The sequence below is a fragment of the Prauserella sp. PE36 genome (assembly GCF_003311655.1).
Lineage (GTDB): Bacteria > Actinomycetota > Actinomycetes > Mycobacteriales > Pseudonocardiaceae > Prauserella_A > Prauserella_A endophytica.
Map to the genome: position 1 here is coordinate 109,743 of NZ_QEQT01000082.1, position 17,269 is coordinate 127,011.

The 17,269-nt window shown below is 69.9% G+C and carries 15 protein-coding genes; 10 read left to right on the plus strand and 5 right to left on the minus strand.

The genetic code is table 11. The features are described 5' to 3' along the window. Positions 1-21: 21 nt before the first annotated feature. Entirely contained in the window at positions 22-1,266 is a 1,245-nt protein-coding gene (locus DI005_RS22965) for a CdaR family transcriptional regulator (protein ID WP_158559880.1), read from the minus strand. A 146-nt stretch (positions 1,267-1,412) separates the two neighbouring features. Here DI005_RS22965 and DI005_RS22970 point away from each other — a divergent pair, with 146 nt between their 5' ends. From DI005_RS22970 to DI005_RS22980, 3 genes are read left to right on the plus strand one after another with little or no spacing between them, the layout of a single operon-like run. Beyond that, entirely contained in the window at positions 1,413-2,396 is a 984-nt protein-coding gene (locus DI005_RS22970) for a polysaccharide deacetylase family protein (RefSeq protein WP_112273408.1), read from the plus strand. After that, entirely contained in the window at positions 2,393-3,178 is a 786-nt protein-coding gene (locus tag DI005_RS22975) for an SDR family NAD(P)-dependent oxidoreductase (protein ID WP_199543140.1), read from the plus strand. The genes DI005_RS22970 and DI005_RS22975 overlap by 4 nt, the downstream gene beginning before the upstream one ends. Before the next feature lie 27 nt (positions 3,179-3,205). After that, positions 3,206-4,759, plus strand: a complete 1,554-nt coding sequence (locus tag DI005_RS22980; RefSeq protein ID WP_112273406.1) for an acyl-CoA synthetase — start codon at positions 3,206-3,208, stop codon at positions 4,757-4,759. A gap of 87 nt (positions 4,760-4,846) precedes the next feature. Here the strand turns inward: DI005_RS22980 and katG are convergent, their stop codons facing one another. The 4 genes from katG to DI005_RS23000 all read right to left on the minus strand — a co-directional run bounded on the left by katG (position 4,847) and on the right by DI005_RS23000 (position 10,128). Beyond that, positions 4,847-7,123, minus strand: coding sequence for a catalase/peroxidase HPI (katG, locus tag DI005_RS22985; protein ID WP_113643490.1), 2,277 nt, complete (start codon positions 7,121-7,123; stop codon positions 4,847-4,849). Next, positions 7,120-7,575 (minus strand): Fur family transcriptional regulator, encoded by a 456-nt coding sequence (locus DI005_RS22990; protein WP_113643491.1) that lies wholly within the window; start codon positions 7,573-7,575, stop codon positions 7,120-7,122. The genes katG and DI005_RS22990 overlap by 4 nt, the downstream gene beginning before the upstream one ends. A gap of 134 nt (positions 7,576-7,709) precedes the next feature. Next, positions 7,710-8,819, minus strand: a complete 1,110-nt coding sequence (locus tag DI005_RS22995; protein WP_113643492.1) for a TetR/AcrR family transcriptional regulator — start codon at positions 8,817-8,819, stop codon at positions 7,710-7,712. A 79-nt stretch (positions 8,820-8,898) separates the two neighbouring features. Beyond that, positions 8,899-10,128 carry a CdaR family transcriptional regulator gene (locus DI005_RS23000; protein ID WP_113643493.1) on the minus strand — a complete coding sequence of 410 codons (1,230 nt, stop codon included), beginning with the start codon at positions 10,126-10,128 and terminating at the stop codon, positions 8,899-8,901. 145 nt (positions 10,129-10,273) lie between these two features. On the opposite strand from DI005_RS23000, the gene DI005_RS23005 reads away from it, so the two are divergent. The 7 genes from DI005_RS23005 to DI005_RS23035 all read left to right on the plus strand — a co-directional run bounded on the left by DI005_RS23005 (position 10,274) and on the right by DI005_RS23035 (position 17,187). After that, positions 10,274-10,798 (plus strand): flavin reductase family protein, encoded by a 525-nt coding sequence (locus DI005_RS23005; RefSeq protein WP_158559881.1) that lies wholly within the window; start codon positions 10,274-10,276, stop codon positions 10,796-10,798. A gap of 37 nt (positions 10,799-10,835) precedes the next feature. Further along, a complete protein-coding gene (locus DI005_RS23010; RefSeq protein ID WP_233520284.1) occupies positions 10,836-12,176 on the plus strand; it encodes an MFS transporter in 1,341 nt (446 codons plus the stop codon). A gap of 26 nt (positions 12,177-12,202) precedes the next feature. Next, the gene (locus tag DI005_RS23015; protein ID WP_112273392.1) at positions 12,203-13,363 is read left to right on the plus strand and encodes an LLM class flavin-dependent oxidoreductase; all 1,161 of its coding nucleotides are present in this window, start codon (positions 12,203-12,205) and stop codon (positions 13,361-13,363) included. Continuing rightward, a complete protein-coding gene (locus tag DI005_RS23020; RefSeq protein WP_113643495.1) occupies positions 13,360-14,544 on the plus strand; it encodes a CaiB/BaiF CoA-transferase family protein in 1,185 nt (394 codons plus the stop codon). The genes DI005_RS23015 and DI005_RS23020 overlap by 4 nt, the downstream gene beginning before the upstream one ends. Then, positions 14,525-15,289: an enoyl-CoA hydratase/isomerase family protein gene (locus tag DI005_RS23025; protein WP_158303045.1), complete on the plus strand. Its 765-nt coding sequence runs from the start codon at positions 14,525-14,527 to the stop codon at positions 15,287-15,289. The genes DI005_RS23020 and DI005_RS23025 overlap by 20 nt, the downstream gene beginning before the upstream one ends. Then, complete coding sequence (locus tag DI005_RS23030; RefSeq protein WP_158559882.1) at positions 15,282-15,908, plus strand: 3,4-dihydroxy-2-butanone-4-phosphate synthase; 627 nt, start codon at positions 15,282-15,284, stop codon at positions 15,906-15,908. Before DI005_RS23025 ends, DI005_RS23030 begins: the two co-directional genes overlap by 8 nt. 67 nt (positions 15,909-15,975) lie before the next feature. Further along, positions 15,976-17,187 carry a CdaR family transcriptional regulator gene (locus DI005_RS23035; RefSeq protein ID WP_113643497.1) on the plus strand — a complete coding sequence of 404 codons (1,212 nt, stop codon included), beginning with the start codon at positions 15,976-15,978 and terminating at the stop codon, positions 17,185-17,187. Positions 17,188-17,269 lie beyond the last annotated feature (82 nt).

Below are 17,269 nucleotides of genomic sequence, written 5' to 3' on the forward strand. Positions count from 1 at the left end.
GGTGCGGCGATCAGCGGCCGCTCAGCAGCGTGCGCTTCTGGGCTCGGACGCGGTGTCGGCGCGGGGTGCCGAACACCTCGAGGCCGTGATCGTGGAGAGCTCCGCGGCCACCCGCAGAGCAAGGCTCGACGGATCCAGCCGCCGGCCGAGCAGGGCTTCCACGCGTTCCATCCGTTGGATCACGGTGTTGCGATGCGTGTGCAGCCGCCGGCCAGCACGCGTCGGACTGCCGTTCTCGGCCAGATACACCTGCAGGGTGCGCAGCAGGTGCTGGGTCTGCTCGGACGGCTCAGCCAGAGGACCGAGCTGGTGGTCCACGAACGCCTTGGCGGCACTGGGATCGTGCGTGGCCAGCGCCAGCACGGCGGACTCCTCGTAGTGCCGGACCCCGCTCGCGTCCAGTGCGTCGGCGACGCGCAGCACCTCGAGCGCATCGCGATGAGACTGCCGGAACCCCTCCGGGCCATGCCGGGCAGCCCCGCACGCCACCGTCACCGCCTTCGGCACGGACAGCTCAGCCAGCCGGTCATGCCAGGTCGCATCGCGGGGGGTGAACCAGCCGTACAACACGTCGTCGTCGTACAGCGTCACATGTTGAATCGGCCGCACACCGCGCCGCAGCTGCTCGATGACGGTGTTCAGCTCGTCGGCCTCGAGCGCCGTACCGCGCGCCGCGTAGGCCACGTGCTGGGACAACAACCGGTACCCCAGCACGCCTTCCAGCTCCTGGTCGGCCACCTCACCGCGCAGGCTGCCGCGCACTACGGCCAGCCTTCGGCGTTGCGTGGCCTTGGTCTCCTCGCCGTCGCGCTGAATGTACGCGCGCAGCGCGGCCGATGTGTTGACCTGCATGTAGTCGAACAGCCGCACGGTCAGCAACCGCAACAGTTCGACCTCGCTGCCGCGCAGGTTCTCGGACTCCGAGATCATCGTCACCAGCAGCTGCCAGAAGGTCTCGTGGCCGATCTCGAAGACCCGGGTCAGGGTGGTGATCGGTTCCCTGATCGCCGCGAGCGTCCTGCCGAGCTCGCTCACCTCGGGTGGCGCAACGGCAGGACTGCGTTCCAGCAGCTGCGCGAAGGTAGCGGCGTGCGAAGCCAACGTGGTGTGCAGAAAGCCCGTCGGCACCACTGTGTCATCGGCGAGCCGTGGGAACCGTGCGATGATCGCGTCGGCGACTTCGGCCAGCATGCGCGCCGAATCCGCACGAAATCGCGTTGCCAGGGCGGACTCCAGTTCCGACAACTCTCCGCCGACCGTGACCATGGTCACATGGTAGTCACAGGTGCGGCGATGGCCATATGTGCAGTGCGCCCATCGCACTGTGGGCGGCGCGGACATACCCCGAGTAGGACCGCCTTTCCTAGCGTGACAGCACCAGCTGAGTTTCCGCCAGCAAAGGAGCTGTGCTCATGACCGTGCTGTCCCCGTCGGGCGAGCCCGTCAAGGTCGCGATGAGTGTGGACGACCTCTTCCAGTGGAAGGGCATGCCATACCCGGAAAGCCACCCACCCGCCCGCACCGCGCAGTTGCTGATCGACGCGTTCGCCAACCACGGCCACCCACCGGTGTACTCGTTCTCGTCCACCGCGCCGGTGGACGACGAGCCCGCGTTCGCCGAGGTCTTCGACCAGTGGGTGGACGCAGGCCACCACGTCGGCAACCACACGCACTACCACGCCAGCTTGAACTGGGTGAAACCAAGCGTGTACATCGACGACATCAAGCGCAGCGAGGATGTCATCGGCTCTTACATCGAGCGCGCGCCCAGCAAGTACTTCCGCTACTGCATGGACATGTGGGGCAACTCGCCCGAGAAGACCGCGCAGGTGCAGGCGTGGCTCGCCAAGGCCGGTTACCTGGCGGCCCCGCTGTCCTACTGGTTCTACGACGCCCAGTTCGCCGTGCCGTACCTGCGCGCGCTGCACAACAAGGACGAGGGTGTCCGCAACTGGATCCTGGACAAGTTCGTGGAAACCGCGATCGATCAGTTCAAACGCCAGGTGAACCTGTCCTACCAGGCCCTCGGGCGCCAGCAGGTCCACATCGGACTTCTGCATGGCACGCCGGTGACCGGGGACGCCGCGGACCGCGTCCTCGCCGGCCTGAAGGAGCTCGGCGTGGAGTTCGTGACGCTGGAGGAGGCGATGGCCGACCCGGCCAACGTGATCCCGCCCAACACGGTCACCCCGATGTTCCGCAACTTCACGCAGAAGTGGGCGGAGATCGAGAACGTGGCCGTTGAGGGCATTCCGCCGCGTGAGGCGATCGCGGAGGTGCGCGCCGTGATTCCGGTGGAAGGCCTGGACGAGCCGACGATCTTCGGCGCCATGTTCGGCAACATGGCCGCGGGCCTGGAAGGCTGCGTGCCCGACTTCGACAACTTCGACTGGTGACCGAGCGACAGAGCGTGCGCCAGCGCGACCCTCACCTGCTCGAAGGCCAGGTAGCGCTGGTCACGGGGGCATCGTCAGGACTCGGCGAGCGGTTCGCGCGGGTACTGGCCGCCGCGGGCGCCAAAGTGGCGCTCGCGGCGCGCCGCACCGACCGCATCGAAGCGGTGTGCGCCGACATCACCGCGGCCGGCGGTACCGCCGTGGGCGTTCGCCTCGACCTGACAAAGCCCGAGACGTTCGCCGCGACCGTCGACGAGGCACAGGACAAGCTGGGCCCGGTCACGACCCTGGTGAACAACGCAGGCGTTCCGTACGGGGTGCGGCCACACAAGGTGTCGGCCGCGGACGCCGACCTGGTCATCGGCACCAATCTGCGCGGGCCGTTCCTGCTCAGTTGCGAGGTGGGCGGCCGGATGATCGCCGACGGCAGGCCAGGGCGGATCGTGAACGTGTCGTCGATGACCGCGTTCCACTACTCGGGCACTCCGACGGCGGCGCTGTACTCGGTCACCAAGGCGGCGTTGGCACGGATGACCGAGGTGCTCGCGGTGGAATGGGCGCGCAATCGCATCAACGTCGTGGGTATGGCCCCGGGGATGTTCCACTCCGAGATGATGGCCGGGATGATCTCGCGGGTCGGCGACCCGTCCGACCAACTGCCCCGCGGCCGGTTGCCGGAACCGAGCCTGCTGGACAGCACGCTGCTGTATCTCACCTCACCGGCGTCGGAGGCCGTGACCGGAACGGTGATCAAGGTCGACGACGGCCAGTTCGGACGCTGATTTTCCTACCGACCCGAGGAGGTCGCAATGTTTCCCGGAACCCATGCGCGCAGCGCGCCGGACCGGGCCGCCGTCATCATGAGCGGGACCGGGGCCGCACTCAGCTACGGCGAGCTGGACCGTTCCTCCGCACGGCTGGCGCGCTACTGGCACGAGCAGGGGCTGCGCCGCGGTGACGTGGTCGCGCTGGTCGCCACGAACCTCGCCGAGGTGTTCATCGTCTACTGGGCCGCGCAGCGGTCCGGCCTGTACATCACCGCGATCAACCACAATCTCACCGTCGCGGACGTCAGCTACATCCTCACCGATTCCGGCGCAAAGGTGATCGTGACCGGTGGCCGGGACACGGTGGTACAGCTCGCCGCGGACGCGGCGGCGGACGCCGCCGTCCCGCTGCGCCTCTCGCTGCACCAGGGCCGGGCACCGGATGGGTTCACCGCGCTGTCCACCGCGCTGGACGGGGTGTCCGACGCCCCGCTCGACGATCAGCCGCGCGGCTCGGACCTGCTGTACTCCTCCGGGACCACGGGGCGTCCGAAAGGCATCAAGCCGCCGCTGCCGGATCGGCAGGTGAGCGAGCCGGGCGACCCGCTGGTCGCCGCGTTCGGCCCGCTGTACGGGTTCGGTGAGGACACCGTGTACCTGTCCCCGGCACCCGTGTACCACGCGGCGCCGCTGCGGTTCTGCGCCGTGGTCCAGTCGCTCGGCGGCACCGTGGTGCTGATGGAGCGGTTCGACCCACGTGAGGCGCTGGCCGCGATCGAGAGGTATCGGGTGACGCACAGCCAGTGGGTGCCGACCATGTTCGTGCGCATGCTCAAGCTCGGCGAGCAGGTGCGCGACCAGTACGACCTGTCCAGTCACCGGGTGGCGGTGCACGCGGCGGCGCCGTGCCCGGTCGAGGTGAAGCAGGCCATGATCGACTGGTGGGGTCCGATCGTGCACGAGTACTACGGTGCGACGGAGGCACACGGCCTGACCGTCATCGACCCGCGAAGCTGGTTGCAGCGGCCGGGTTCGGTGGGCCGCGCCGCGCTCGGCGTCATCCACATCTGCGACTCGGAGGGCACCGAACTGCCGGCCGGTGAGGTCGGAGTGGTGTACTTCGAGCGCGACGAGATGCCGTTCGAGTACCTGAACGACCCGGAAAGGACCCGCGCCGCGCAACACCCGAAGCACCCGAACTGGTCCACCACCGGCGATCTGGGTCGCGTCGACGAGGACGGCTACCTGTATCTGGCTGACCGGCAGGAGTTCGTCATCATCTCCGGTGGCGTGAACATCTATCCGCAGGAGATCGAGGACGGTCTGGCGCTGCACCCGGCGGTGGACGACATCGCGGTGATCGGGGTGCCCGATCCGGAAATGGGCGAGGCGGTCATGGCGGTGGTGCAACCCGCGGCCGGGACCACGCCCGGCGACGAACTGGCCGAGGAGCTGCGCGGATATCTGGAACAGCGGATCGCGCGGTTCAAGCTGCCTCGCCATTTCCAGTTCGTGGACACGCTTCCCCGCACGCCGACCGGCAAGCTCGTGAAACGGCAACTCCGCAAGGAGGTGGCGCCACCGGCCGGTGACTGAGGTCCGTCGCGGCGCGGCTTTGCGATGGGACGCGGCGAGCCCGGCCGATCGACGGTGGATCGGCCGGGCTCGCCGGTGCGGACTGGATCAGGCGAGGTCGAAGCGGTCGAGCTCCATGACCTTGGTCCAGGCCGCGACGAAGTCGCCCACGAACTTCTCGCGAGCGTCGGCGCTGGCGTACACCTCCGCGAGGGCCCGCAGCTGGGAGTTGGAGCCGAAGATGAGGTCGACCGCGGTGGCCGTCCACTTCAGCTCGTCGGTGGCCGAGTCGCGGATCTCGTACACGTTCTCCTCGGACTCCGACGCCTTCCACCTGGTGCCCGGGGCGAGCAGGTTGGTGAAGAAGTCGTTGGTGAGCACGCCGGGCCGGTCGGTGAGGACGCCGTGCCGGGTGCCGCCGAAGTTGGCTCCGAGGGAGCGCAGGCCGCCGACGAGGACGGTCATCTCGGGTGCGGTCAGGTCGAGCATGTAGGCACGGTCGACGAGCAGCACCTCCGGCTGGAGCTTCTCCCCGGCACGCAGGTAGTTGCGGAACCCGTCGGCGCGTGGCTCCAGTACCCGGAACGACTCGACGTCGGTCTGCTCCTGGCTGGCGTCGGTGCGGCCGGGGTGGAACGGCACGGTCACCTCGACGCCGGCGTCGCGCGCCGCCTTCTCGACGGCGGCCGAGCCTGCCAGCACGATCAGGTCGGCGAGCGAGATCTTCGCGCCGCCGGCCTCGTTGAACTCCCGCTGGATGCCCTCGAGCTTCTCGAGGACCGGGGCGAGCTGCTCGGGCTGGTTGACCTCCCAGCTGCGCTGGGGCTCCAGGCGGATCCGGGCGCCGTTGGCGCCGCCGCGCTTGTCGGTGGACCGGAAGCTCGCGGCGGAGGCCCAGGCGGTGGTGACGAGCTGGGCGGTCGTGAGACCGGACTCCAGGACCTTCGCCTTGAGCGCGGCGACGTCGGCCTCGCTCACGAGCTCGTGGTCCACGGCGGGCACCGGGTCCTGCCACAGCTGGGGCTCGGCGACCCACGGCCCCAGGAAACGGCTGACCGGACCCATGTCGCGGTGCAGCAGCTTGTACCAGGCCTTGGCGAAGGCCAGCGCGAACTCGTCCGGGTTCTCCATGAACCGGCGGGAGATCGGCCCGTAGACCGGGTCGAAGCGCAGTGCCAGGTCCGTGGTGAGCATGGTCGGCTTGTGCTTCTTGTTCGGGTCGTACGGGTCCGGGATGATCTCCGGCGCGTCCTTGGCGACGTACTGCTTGCCGCCGCCGGGGCTCGTGGTGAGCTCCCACTCGTAGCCGAAGAGGATCTCGAAGAAGCGGTTGCTCCACTCGGTCGGCCGGTCGGTCCACGTCACCTCGAGGCCGCTGGTGATCGTGTCCGGGCCCTTGCCGCTGCCGTGGGTGCTCAACCAGCCGAGGCCCTGCGCCTCCAGCGGCGCGGCCTCGGGCTCGGGGCCCACGTGGTCGTCGGCGTTGCCGGCGCCGTGGGTCTTGCCGAACGTGTGGCCACCGGCGATGAGTGCGACGGTCTCCTCGTCGTTCATCGCCATCCGGCTGAAGGTCTCGCGGATGAAATGGGCCGCCGCGTGGAAGTCCGCGCTGCCGCGGGGGCCTTCGGGGTTGACGTAGATCAGCCCCATCTCGGTGGCGCCGAGCTCGGGCACCATCTCCGTGCCGGAGACGTAGCGCTCGTCACCCAGCCAGTCGTCCTCCGGGCCCCAGTAGATCTCCTCGGGCTCCCAGGTGTCCTCGCGGCCGAAGCCGAAGCCGAATGTCTTGAAGCCCATCGACTCCAGTGCGACGTTGCCCGCGAACACGAGCAGGTCGGCCCACGAGATCTTCTGGCCGTACTTCTGCTTGACCGGCCACAGCAGGCGGCGGGCCTTGTCGAGGTTGGCGTTGTCGGGCCAGCTGTTGAGCGGGGCGAACCGCTGGGCGCCGTCGCCCGCGCCGCCGCGGCCGTCGTGGATGCGATAGGTGCCCGCGGAATGCCAGCTCATGCGGATCATCAGACCGCCGTAGTGGCCGAAGTCGGCGGGCCACCAGTCCTGCGAGGTGGTGAGCACCTCGATGACGTCCTGCTTGAGGGCCTCCACGTCGAGCTTGGCGAACTCCCTGGCGTAGCTGAAGTCCTCCGCGAGCGGGTTGGCCTTCGACGAGCGCGCGTGCAGCACCGAGAGGTCGAGCTGGTTGGGCCACCAGTCCTGGTTCGTGCGCGGACGGCCGCCGGTCTTCGCGGTCGGCGAGTCGATCGCCGGGTTCTCGCTCTCGCTGCCGTGCGAGGTCACGGAGTCGTGCGCGACGGGGCAGCCTGCCGCGGCCTTCTTGTCCACTCCCTGCGCGCTGGACGGGGTGTTGTCCTGGGGGTCGCTCATCTGCTTCCTTTCGAGCTGACGGATCGTTCGGGGGTGGGCCGGGCCGAGCATTCGGGGCAGACGCCCCAGAAGACGACCTCCGCCTGGTCGATCACGAAGCCGTGGTCGTCCGAGGCGGTGAGACAGGGCGCGTGCCCGACGGCGCAGTCGACGTCCGCGATCGTGCCGCAGGATCGGCACACGACGTGGTGGTGGTTGTCTCCGACCCGGGATTCGTAGCGGGCGGTCGTGCCCGCGGGCTGGATGCGCCGCACCAGACCGGCGTCGGTCAGCGCCCGCAGCACGTCGTAGACCGCCTGGTGGGACACGGTGGGGTGCTCGGCCCGGACGAGCGCGATCACCGTCTCCGTGTCGACGTGCGGGTGGTCGCGCAGTGCGGCGAGCACTGCCAACCGGGGCCGTGTCACGCGCAATGACACCGCCCGCAGCTGCGCTTCGAAGTCCGAAGACACACCCCGACCATAGGACGTTGTCTTGAACAGCTCAAGTTAGGCGACTGCGGGGGCCGAGCCGGTGAGGCCGATCCAGCGCGGCGGGTGGAGCATCGGCAGGCCGGTGCCGGTCGCGGGGAGCGACTCCGGGTGCGTCAGCTTCTCGACTTCCGTGGGCGTCTGGCGCCCGCGGCTTCGGCGGTCGCCGCGGCATGGGCGGCGCCTCGGCCGTGGGCGCGCGCGACGATCTTTCCGCGCTCGACGCGCACCGCGGTCTCGGTCTCGTCGTCGGGAGCGGGGAGCCCGAGCGCCGAGGCGACCGTGGCGTGGTCGTCGAGCACCAGGCGCAGCGGGGGCAACGCGCCCTCGGCGAACACCCGCCGCAGACATCCCACCAGGTCGCTGACCCTGAGCCGGACGAGACGGCCGGTCTCCGCCGGATCACTCGTGACGGCGGCCACCGTCACCTGGTCGCCGGGCCGGGCGGACCGGAGGGCTTCCTCGGCCGCGGCGAGCCTGCCTGCCCCCAGCACGGCGATCACGCCGTCGGCACCGAGGTCGACCCTGACACCGCTGATCCGATCCGCGAGATCGGTGGGCGGAGCCCAGGTGTCCTCGCACGGCTGTGCCGGGGCGACGGAGGGCAGGTGTGGCGGTGCCCAGGTGTCAGCGAGGCCGATTCCCGCCAGGTGCTGGCACGCGCGCGCCACGTCGAACGGGTCACCCGAACCCGGTGCGGCTTCGGCCAGGTGGCCCGAGCCGTCGAGCAGCGTCAGCACCAGCGCCGCCAGACGTACCCGCCGCGGTGACTCCGCCCGAGGCGGTTCGCACGACTCCAGCGCGGCGCCGAGCAGCAGCGCCTCAAGCCGGGCGACCTGCGCCAGCACCGTCCGCCCGCGCTCGTCGTCGAGGACGCCGACGAGCGAGCGCAGTTGCAGCCGCCCTCCGGAGGCCGTGTCGCCCACCAACGGCAGCCGCTCGAGCCAGGTCCGGGCGAACCGGCCGAGCGCGTCGGCAGGCGACGACGGCGACGCCGCGGGCGCGGCGGTGGCGGTGTTCTCGACCAGGTCGATCAGCACGGCCAGGTACAGGGCGCGTTTGCTCGGGAAGTTCGAGTACACCGCCCCACGGGTCAGCTCGGCCCGCTCGGCGATCCGGTCGACCTTCGCCAGTGCGTAGCCGTGCTCGGTGAACTCCTCCCTCGCCGCCGCCAGCACGGACGCGCGGGTGCGCTCCTGCTGCTGTGCCCGGGTCAGCCGTACCATCGGCACTCCCTTCCCTTGACGCCGGACATCAGAACACAGACAGAATCCGAATGATAAGACCATTCGAAATCGGCCTGGGTCACGTCGCCAGGATCTGCCCCAGCGCGTCCTCGTCGCCGAGCCACGACGTGTGCGTGCACAGCGGCAGCAGCCGGACCGCGAGCTGGAACCGGAACGAGTTCTCCGGCGAGGTCAGTTCCACACCGGAGGTCTTGGCCGCCTGGCGAAGCCGGTAGTCGAGGGTGTTCGGATGGATGCCGAGCCGCGTGGCGGTGGCGCGGCGGTTCATGCCGAGAGTGAAGTACACGTACAACGTGCGCACGAGATCGATCCTGCTCGTGCGGTCGCCACCGAGGAACTCGCCCAGCACGGTCGCGACGAACGTGTCGACCGGTTCTCCCTGCCGGAAAAGGTCGAAGAATGCCGTTGCCTCGTAGGTGTGCACCAGGCGGTCTGGGAAAAGGATCTCACCGAGCGCGCGGGCGCGTTCGGCCTCGCGCGCCGCCGCGGGGAGGCCCTCAGCAGTGGGGGTGGGGCGGCCGACTCCCGCGGTGACGTACCCGGCCTCCGCTCCCGACTGACGCAGCGCGCGTTCCAGCAGGGTTTCGATCCCGCTGGTCGCGGCCGTCGGCACGAGGATGACGGCTCCGCGGCGCAGCAGCGACGAGATGCTGCCAGGAACGTGGCGGCGGATCTCCTGGAGTACCTCGAGCAGGACGTCGTCGAGCGTGTGGCCGGCGCGGCTGGTCGGTCCAATAACGACGGTCGCGTGCGGCTGCCGCGGATCCAAGCCGAGGGAACGCACGGCCGCGTCGCGTTCCTCGGCGGTGGAGAAATCGTCCTCCATGATGCGGGACAGCAGCAGCCGGGTCGCCTCGAGCCGCGAGTCGAGCAGGCGGTCACGCTCGGCGAGATAGGCCCGCTCCGCCTCGCTGCTCACCCAGTCGATGTAGCGGAGGGTGTAGTCGGTGAGCGTCCGGTGATCGAGGTCGGGCCTGCTCTCACTCAGCTTCTCCCACATCGCCCTGGCGCCGATGCGGTAGGCGCGCAACATGGCCCCGAGCGCGATCCCCTGGTGCACTCGCCTGCGTGCGGCCTCGGCGAGCGTGGCGAGTTCCTCGCCGGTCGGGCGCCGCTGGTGCGCGACGGCCTGGAGGTAGATACGCGCGTTGTGCACGTTCGTCTGCACGACATCGGCGAGCACGGCGGGATCGAGGTTGGCGTAGTCGGGGTTGGCGGCGCAGATCGTGTCGGTGACGTACCGGCCGACGCGGCCGAAGTCCTCCGGCTGCGGTTCCGACGTCGTCACAACTACGACCCTCCGAATCGTGCGATGTCTCCGATGACACGGTCGGCGACGGGCGGAAACATACGTTACACGGATCCCGCCTGGTCACGGCGGTGACAGGGGTACGGGAGCCGGCATGGTCACTCACCGAACAGGGGAGAAGGCAATGTCGCTCGACCATCGGGAAAGCATCGAGGTGCCTGCCTCCGGCCGCAACATCGAACCCGGACTGGTGCGGGCCGTCGCGGGCACCTTCGCCACGGGCATCACGGTCATCACCTGCTCCACAGGCGACAACGCGCACGGCTGCGCCGCCAACGCGGTGCTCAGCGTGAGCCTCGACCCGGCTCTGATGCTGATCTCCCTCGGCCACGGCTCACGCACCCGCGCCGCCATCGAGCGGGCGGGCTCGTTCGCGATCAACATCCTCCCGGACAGCGAGGAAGGCGCCGAACTGTGCTCGTTGTTCGCGAGCCGCGTGGAGGACAAGTTCGCGCGGGCCGCGCATCGTTCTGGCGTCCTCGGCGCACCGATCCTGCGGCACACGCTGGGCTGGTTCGAGTGCGCTGTCGACACCGTTCAGGAAGCGGGGGACCACACCCTGTTCGTCGGCCGGGTCGTCGACGCGGGGCACGACGAGGGCGAGCCGCTGCTCTTCTTCCGGGGCCGCCACCGGCGGCTCGCCGCCTGACCCAACCGCCACGCGATCCGAAACAAGGAGGTCTCGGATGTCACGCAACGGTGCGAACGAGTTGTCGGATGCTCGAATGGCGCGACGCGGTTTGCTCGCCTCGACGGCGGGCAGCGCGATCGAGTGGTACGACTTCTATGTCTACGGGCTGTCCGCCGCCCTGATCTTCAACCAGCTCTTCTTCCCCAACAGCAGCCCGTACTCCGGGACACTGCTCGCGCTGTCGACGTTCTTCGCCGGATTCGTGGCGCGTCCGCTCGGTGCCATGGTCTTCGGGCATTTCGGCGACCGCATCGGCCGCCGCAGGGTCCTGATCATGACGACGTTGCTGATGGGTTTCGGCACCGTCTTCGTGGGGCTGGCGCCGACGTACGACACGGCCGGAATGTGGGGAGCGGGAGCGCTGGTGGTTCTCCGTGTCCTGCAAGGGATCGGGGTGGGTGGCGACTGGGGTGGCTCGGTGCTCATGGCCACCGAGTGGAGCTCCGCCAAGGGCAGGCGCGGCTTCATGGGCAGCCTGCCGCAGTTCGGTAGTCCGCTCGGGCTGATCACGGCCACGGCGGTGACGGAAGGGGCCAGCCGCCTGATGTCGCCCGCCGCCTATGAGTCCTTCGGCTGGCGGATCCCGTTCCTGTTCAGCCTGGTACTCACCGGGCTCGCGTTGTACCTGCGGCTGCGGGTGGCGGAGACGTCCTCGTTCGTCGAGGCGAAGCAGGCGGGGACCGTGCGGCAGGCGCCGGTCGCCTACCTGTTGCGCCACCACTGGCGCATGGTGCTGAAGACCACGCTGATGCGCGCGGGCCAGCACGCGTCGTTCTACCTGTTCACGACCTTCGTGCTCAGCTACGGCGTCACCTCACTCGGGCACGAGCGTTCGACGATGCTGCTCGCCGTCATGCTCGCCGCCGCTGTCTCGCTGGCCAGCACGCTGTTCTGGGGAGCGTTGTCGGACCGCATCGGCCGCAAGCGGATGCTGCAGATCGGCATCGTGGTGATGTTCGTCTTCGCGCTGCCGTACTTCGGGTTGCTGAACTCGGGTGTCACCGCCCTGATGGTCGTCGGGATCGTGCTGTCGCTGGTGGTCCACGACATGCAGTACGGCCCGCAGAGCTCCTTCATCGCCGAGAGCTTCCCCGCGGAGGTTCGCTACAGCGGTGCCTCCCTGGGCTACCAGCTCTCGTCCATCACCTCCGGCGGGCCGGCCGCACTGATCGCCACGGCGCTCATGGCGCACTACAACTCGACGGTGCCGATCGCGCTCTACCTGATGGGCATGTGCGCCATCGCCTTCGTGTCCCTGCTCTTCATGCCCACTGTGGACGGACGCGACGCCGAGCCTGCGCAGGCGGAAACGCCCGCACGGCACGTGCCTTCCTGACCAGTTCACGAGAAAGGACGGACGACATGTCGACGAATCCCGTACCGGCGGCCGATCTGGCGCCGAGCTCGCCGCTGGCGGCCGCGATGGAGAACGACCTGATACTCGGCCTGTTCCTGCCGCTGCAGGAGGGCGCGTGGAGCCCCTCGTCGGCGCCCCGAGAGACGAGCTGGACCTACGACTACAACGCGACCTGCGCGCTCGAGGCCGAGAAGTACGGCTTCGACCTGGCATTCGGGCTCGGCCAGTGGCTCGGCAAGGGCGGCTATGGCGGCGAGACGCGCTTCCGCGAGCACGAGCTCGACCCGCTGATCAGCTCGGCGGCCCTCGCGGCACAGACGACGCGGCTGCTGCTGATCAGCACCGTGCACGTGCTGTACGGCTGGCACCCGGTGCACCTAGCGAAGTACGGCGCGTGCATCGACCACATCTCCGGCGGCCGCTGGGGGCTCAACGTCGTGACCGGCTACAAACCCAGCGAGTACCGGATGTTCGGGCTCGATCCGATCGAGCACGACCTGCGTTACGACATGGCCGCCGAGTTCACCGAGATGCTCCGCACGTTGTGGGCGAGCGAGGACAACGTGACGACGCGCGGCAAGTACTGGTCGATGCAGGACGCGCACGTGCTGCCCAAACCGGTGCACGGGCGGCCCGTGCTGGTGAACGCCGCGTCCTCGCCCGCGGGGCTGGAGTACGCCGCGCAGTACTCCGACCTGATCTTCATCACCAGCCCCGGCGGCGCGGACCCGCACAAGGCCGTCGAGACGCTGCCCGCGCACAACAAGAAGATCAAGGACCTGGCTCGCGCCCGGGGCCGCGAGGTACGCACCGTGATCAACCCCCACGTCATCTGCAGGGAGACCGAGAAGGAGGCGTGGGCCGCGTATCAGGCGATCCTCGACAACGAGGACACCGTCGCCGCGGACAACTTCGTCGCGGGCTTCACCGGGGGCGACAACAAGTCCTGGCGAGGGCACAGCCGTGAGCAGTGGGTGGTCGGTGGCAACGTGCACCTGGTCGGCACACCCGAGCAGATCGTCGAGTGGTTCGGCAAGCTGCACGAGGCCGGCTGCGACGGCATGCAGGTGAACTTCTTCGACTACCTGCCCGACCTGCGGCGCTTCGGAGAGCAGGTGATGCCGTTGCTGGTCGAGGCGGGGCTGCGGAAGGCGGCCGGCCGATGACCGGCTCGCGGGGCGCGCCGCTCGCGGGGCTGCGCGTGCTCGAGTTCGGCCAGATCGCGGCAGGCCCGTTCGCCGGATCGCTGCTCGCCGACCTCGGGGCCGACGTCGTCAAGGTCGAGCGGGCCGGAGCCGGAGACGGCATGCGGCAGTGGCCGCCGCTGATGGGCGAACCGGACACCCCGGCGCGGTACAGCGCGAACTTCGCGTCGGTGAACCGGAACAAGCGAAGCATCGCCGTCGACCTGAAGTCCACTGAGGACAAGACCAGGGTACTCGAGCTCGCCGGCGCCGCCGATGTCGTCGTGGAGAACTTCCGCGCGGGAACACTGGATCGCCTCGGCCTGGGCTACGAGGCGGTGGCGGAGGGCAACCCGAGGATCGTCTACTGCTCGATCTCCGGCTACGGCCAGACCGGTCCGTACGCTCAGCGTGGCGCTTTCGACGTCACCGTGCAGGCCGTGTCCGGGCTGATGAGCGTGACCGGCGACGAGCACGGCGAACCGGTCAAGTGCGGTGTCCCGGTGGGCGACTTCGTCGCGGGGCTCTACGCCGCGTACACGATCACCGCCGCCGTGCACCGGGCCCAGCGCACCGGCCGCGGGGCGTGGATCGACTGTTCGATGCTGGGCACGTTGCTGGGTATCGCCGCCCTGCAGACCAGTGAGTACTTCAGCACCGGTCGCGACCCGCGCCGGCTCGGCTCGGCGCATCCGCGCAACGCCCCATACCGCGCCTTCCGGGCGGCGGACAAGAGTTTCGTCGTCGCCGCGGGCAACGACGACCTGTGGCGGCGCTTCTGCGCGGTCGTGGGCCTGCCCCGGCTCGCGGACGATCCCCGGTTCCGCACGCAGGAGCTGCGCGCCCGCAACCAGGACGAGCTGACCGAACTGCTCGCCCCGCCGTTTCTGGAGCGGGACGCGGCGGCCTGGCTGGCCGCGTTCGAGGAAGCCGGGGTGCCGTGCGCCCCGATCAACACCTTCTCCGAGATCCTCGGCGACCCACAGGTCGAGGCGATGGGCCTGATCAAGCCCCTCGACCTGCCCAACGGGGTCACGACCAGCACGGTCACGTTCCCCGTCCCGATCACCGGGCATGTCGCGCCGCTGCGTCCCCCTCCGCTGCTCGGGGAACACAACGACGAGGTCGCGAAGGAGTGGCTCGATGAGCACGGCGAGCGCTGAGGCACCGGGCACCGGCGAGGTGCGCGTCGAACGATCCGGCGACATCCTCACCGTCACCATCGACCGGCCACGGCGAGCGAACGCCCTCGACGCGGCCACCGTGGAACGTCTCCTCACGGTCGTCGACACCGCGGGTGGCGACGGCACCCGGGCCCTCGTGCTCCGGGGAGCGGGCCGGCATTTCTGCGCGGGTTTCGACATGGCCGGTGTCCTCGACAGCGGTGAAGGCGACCTGCTGTGGCGCTTCGTGCGCATCGAACAGCTCCTCCAGCGGCTTCGCCGAGCGCCCTTCGTCACCGTGGCCTGCGTTGGTGGCAAGGCCATCGGGGCCGGTGCCGACATCGTCGCCTCGTGTGCGTATCGGCTGCTGGACCCGCGGACGACACTGCGGTTTCCCGGCTTCCGGTTCGGCGTGGCGCTCGGCACCCGGCATCTCGCCGCGCTCGTCGGCACCCGCGCCGCCCGCGACCTGCTGCTGCACTCGTCCGAGGTCGACGCCGCGACAGCGGTCCGGCTGGGCCTCGGCTCCGCCGTGGTCGCCCGCGAGCACCAGCAGGAGCAGGCGGAGCGGATCCTGGCGGCGACCGGGACGGTCGACCTGCCGTCGGTCGCCGCGATCCTGAGCCGGACGGCGACGGTCTCCGACGCCGACGACGCGGCGGACCTGGCGGCCCTGGTCACGTCGCTGACCCGGCCGGGACTGCGTGGTCGCCTCGCCCGTTACCTGGGCGGTACCGGTGATTGACCTCGCGCCGCAGGCAGGTGCCGCCGTCCTCGCGCTCGGCCGGCCGGAGCCGGTCGTGTTGATCGACTCGCAGGCGGACCTGGCGGCACTGGTGCTGGCCGCCGGGGCGGCCGAGCCCTCGACGGTGGCCGTGCTGGTTCGTCACACCTCGGGTTTCCTGTGCGCGGCGATGCCCCCACAGGTGCCCGACCGGCTCAGGATTCCCGTCAGCCCAGCCCGCGATCTGCGCCCCCGGGACATCGAGTTCGGGATCTCCGTGGACGCCGTGGGGACGGGCACGGGGATCTCGGCCGCGGCCAGGGCGACGACCTTCCGGCGGCTGGCCGATCCGGCCGCGGTACCCGGCGACTTCACCCGCCCCGGTCACGTGATCACCGTCCGGGTCCTGACCGCCCACCTCCCGCCCGTGACCCTGCCGGGCGCTGCCGTCGCGCTCGTCCGTGCGACCGGGGGTGAGCCGGTCGCCGCCTACGGGCATCTGGTCAGTGAACGCGACCCCACCGGCCTGGCGGGCGCGCGCGAGGCCCGGGAGTTCGCGAGGCGCGAAGGGCTGACCGCCGTATCGACGGCAGAGCTCGTCGAGCGAGGTCCTTCCCTGGCCGCCGCCGTCCGTCCATAAGGGACGACACGGTGCGCCGGAACGCGCCTAGACTCACCCGGACCGGCAGGGAAGGGAGTGAGCGAGGGTGAACGACGTCCTGCGCACCATCGAGCGGGTCGGCCAGCGGCTGGACGCGGTGGGAGCCCGGCTGGTCGAGCGCTACCAGGCGGAGATCGTCGACTACCGCGCTCTCGACGAGCACACGTTGCGTGGCGACGTGCTGCCCACCGCCCAGCGCAACGTCGAGGAGTTGCTCACCGCGCTGCGCGAGGATTCGCCGCCCACCGAGTCGTCGCTGGACGCGTTGCGGCGCAGCGCGTTGCGGCGGGTCCACCAGGGCATTCCCCTTCAGGCCCTGCTGCACGCGTACCGGCTGTGGGGCCAGGTGGTGTGGCAGGAGATCCTCGCCGTCACCGATCCTCGCGCACCGAGGGAGCGGGAGGCAGCGCTCGCGGTCGCCGCTCGCGTGATGGCCTACGTCGACCAGGTGTCGGTCGTCGTCGCACAGTCGTATCTCGACGAGGTCACCGGGATGCTCGGCGACCGGGAGGCGATGCGCAGGGACCTGCTGGAGGCGCTCGTCTCCGGCAGGCCGATCAGCGAGCACATGCGGCACCGGGTAGGGGCTTCGGCACTCGACGTCGATGGAGACCACGCCGTCGTGCTCGCGAGGTCGCTCGAGCCGATGGGAAACGACCGCTCCGCCCTGCGCGCCGCCGTGGGCGAGGCCCGCGAGCGGTTGCGGCCCACGTCCTCGGCGATCCTCGTGGGCATCAGGGAGGACGAGGTGGTCACCATCTATCCGGTGGCCGGCCGTGGGGACTACGCGGTGCTCGTCGAACAGGCCGGGGAGTGGGCGGCCGGACTCGACGGCTTCGCCGTCGGCGTCGGCCGTGCCCACCACGGCACCGAGGGCATAGCGGCAAGCTATGCCGAGGCTGAGGAGGCCGTCCGGCTCGGCGCTGCGACCGGTGGCGGCAAGGCCAGCACGTTCTCCGAGGTGCTGCTCGACCATCTGCTGTCGAGCAGCCCGCACCTGGCCACGCTGCACCACGAGACGATCGCCCCGCTGCACGCCTACGACCGGGCCAGGGACGCGCAGCTGGTGCGGACGCTGCGGGTCTACTTCGAGCACGGGTTCAACGTCGCGCGCAGCGCCGCCCGGCTCGGGGTGCGCCCGAACACGGTCGTGTACCGGCTGCGCCGCATCCACGAGCTCACCGGGCACGACCCGAGCGACCCCGACCAGCTGCTCCTGCTGCTGCTCGGCATGAAGAGCGACCGCTGGACCAGCTGATTTGCGTTTTCTACAACAACCGTGGGTGCAACTTCGCGGATTAGCGCGCTGACACTCCACGGGGCGCCGACCTAGCGTCGCC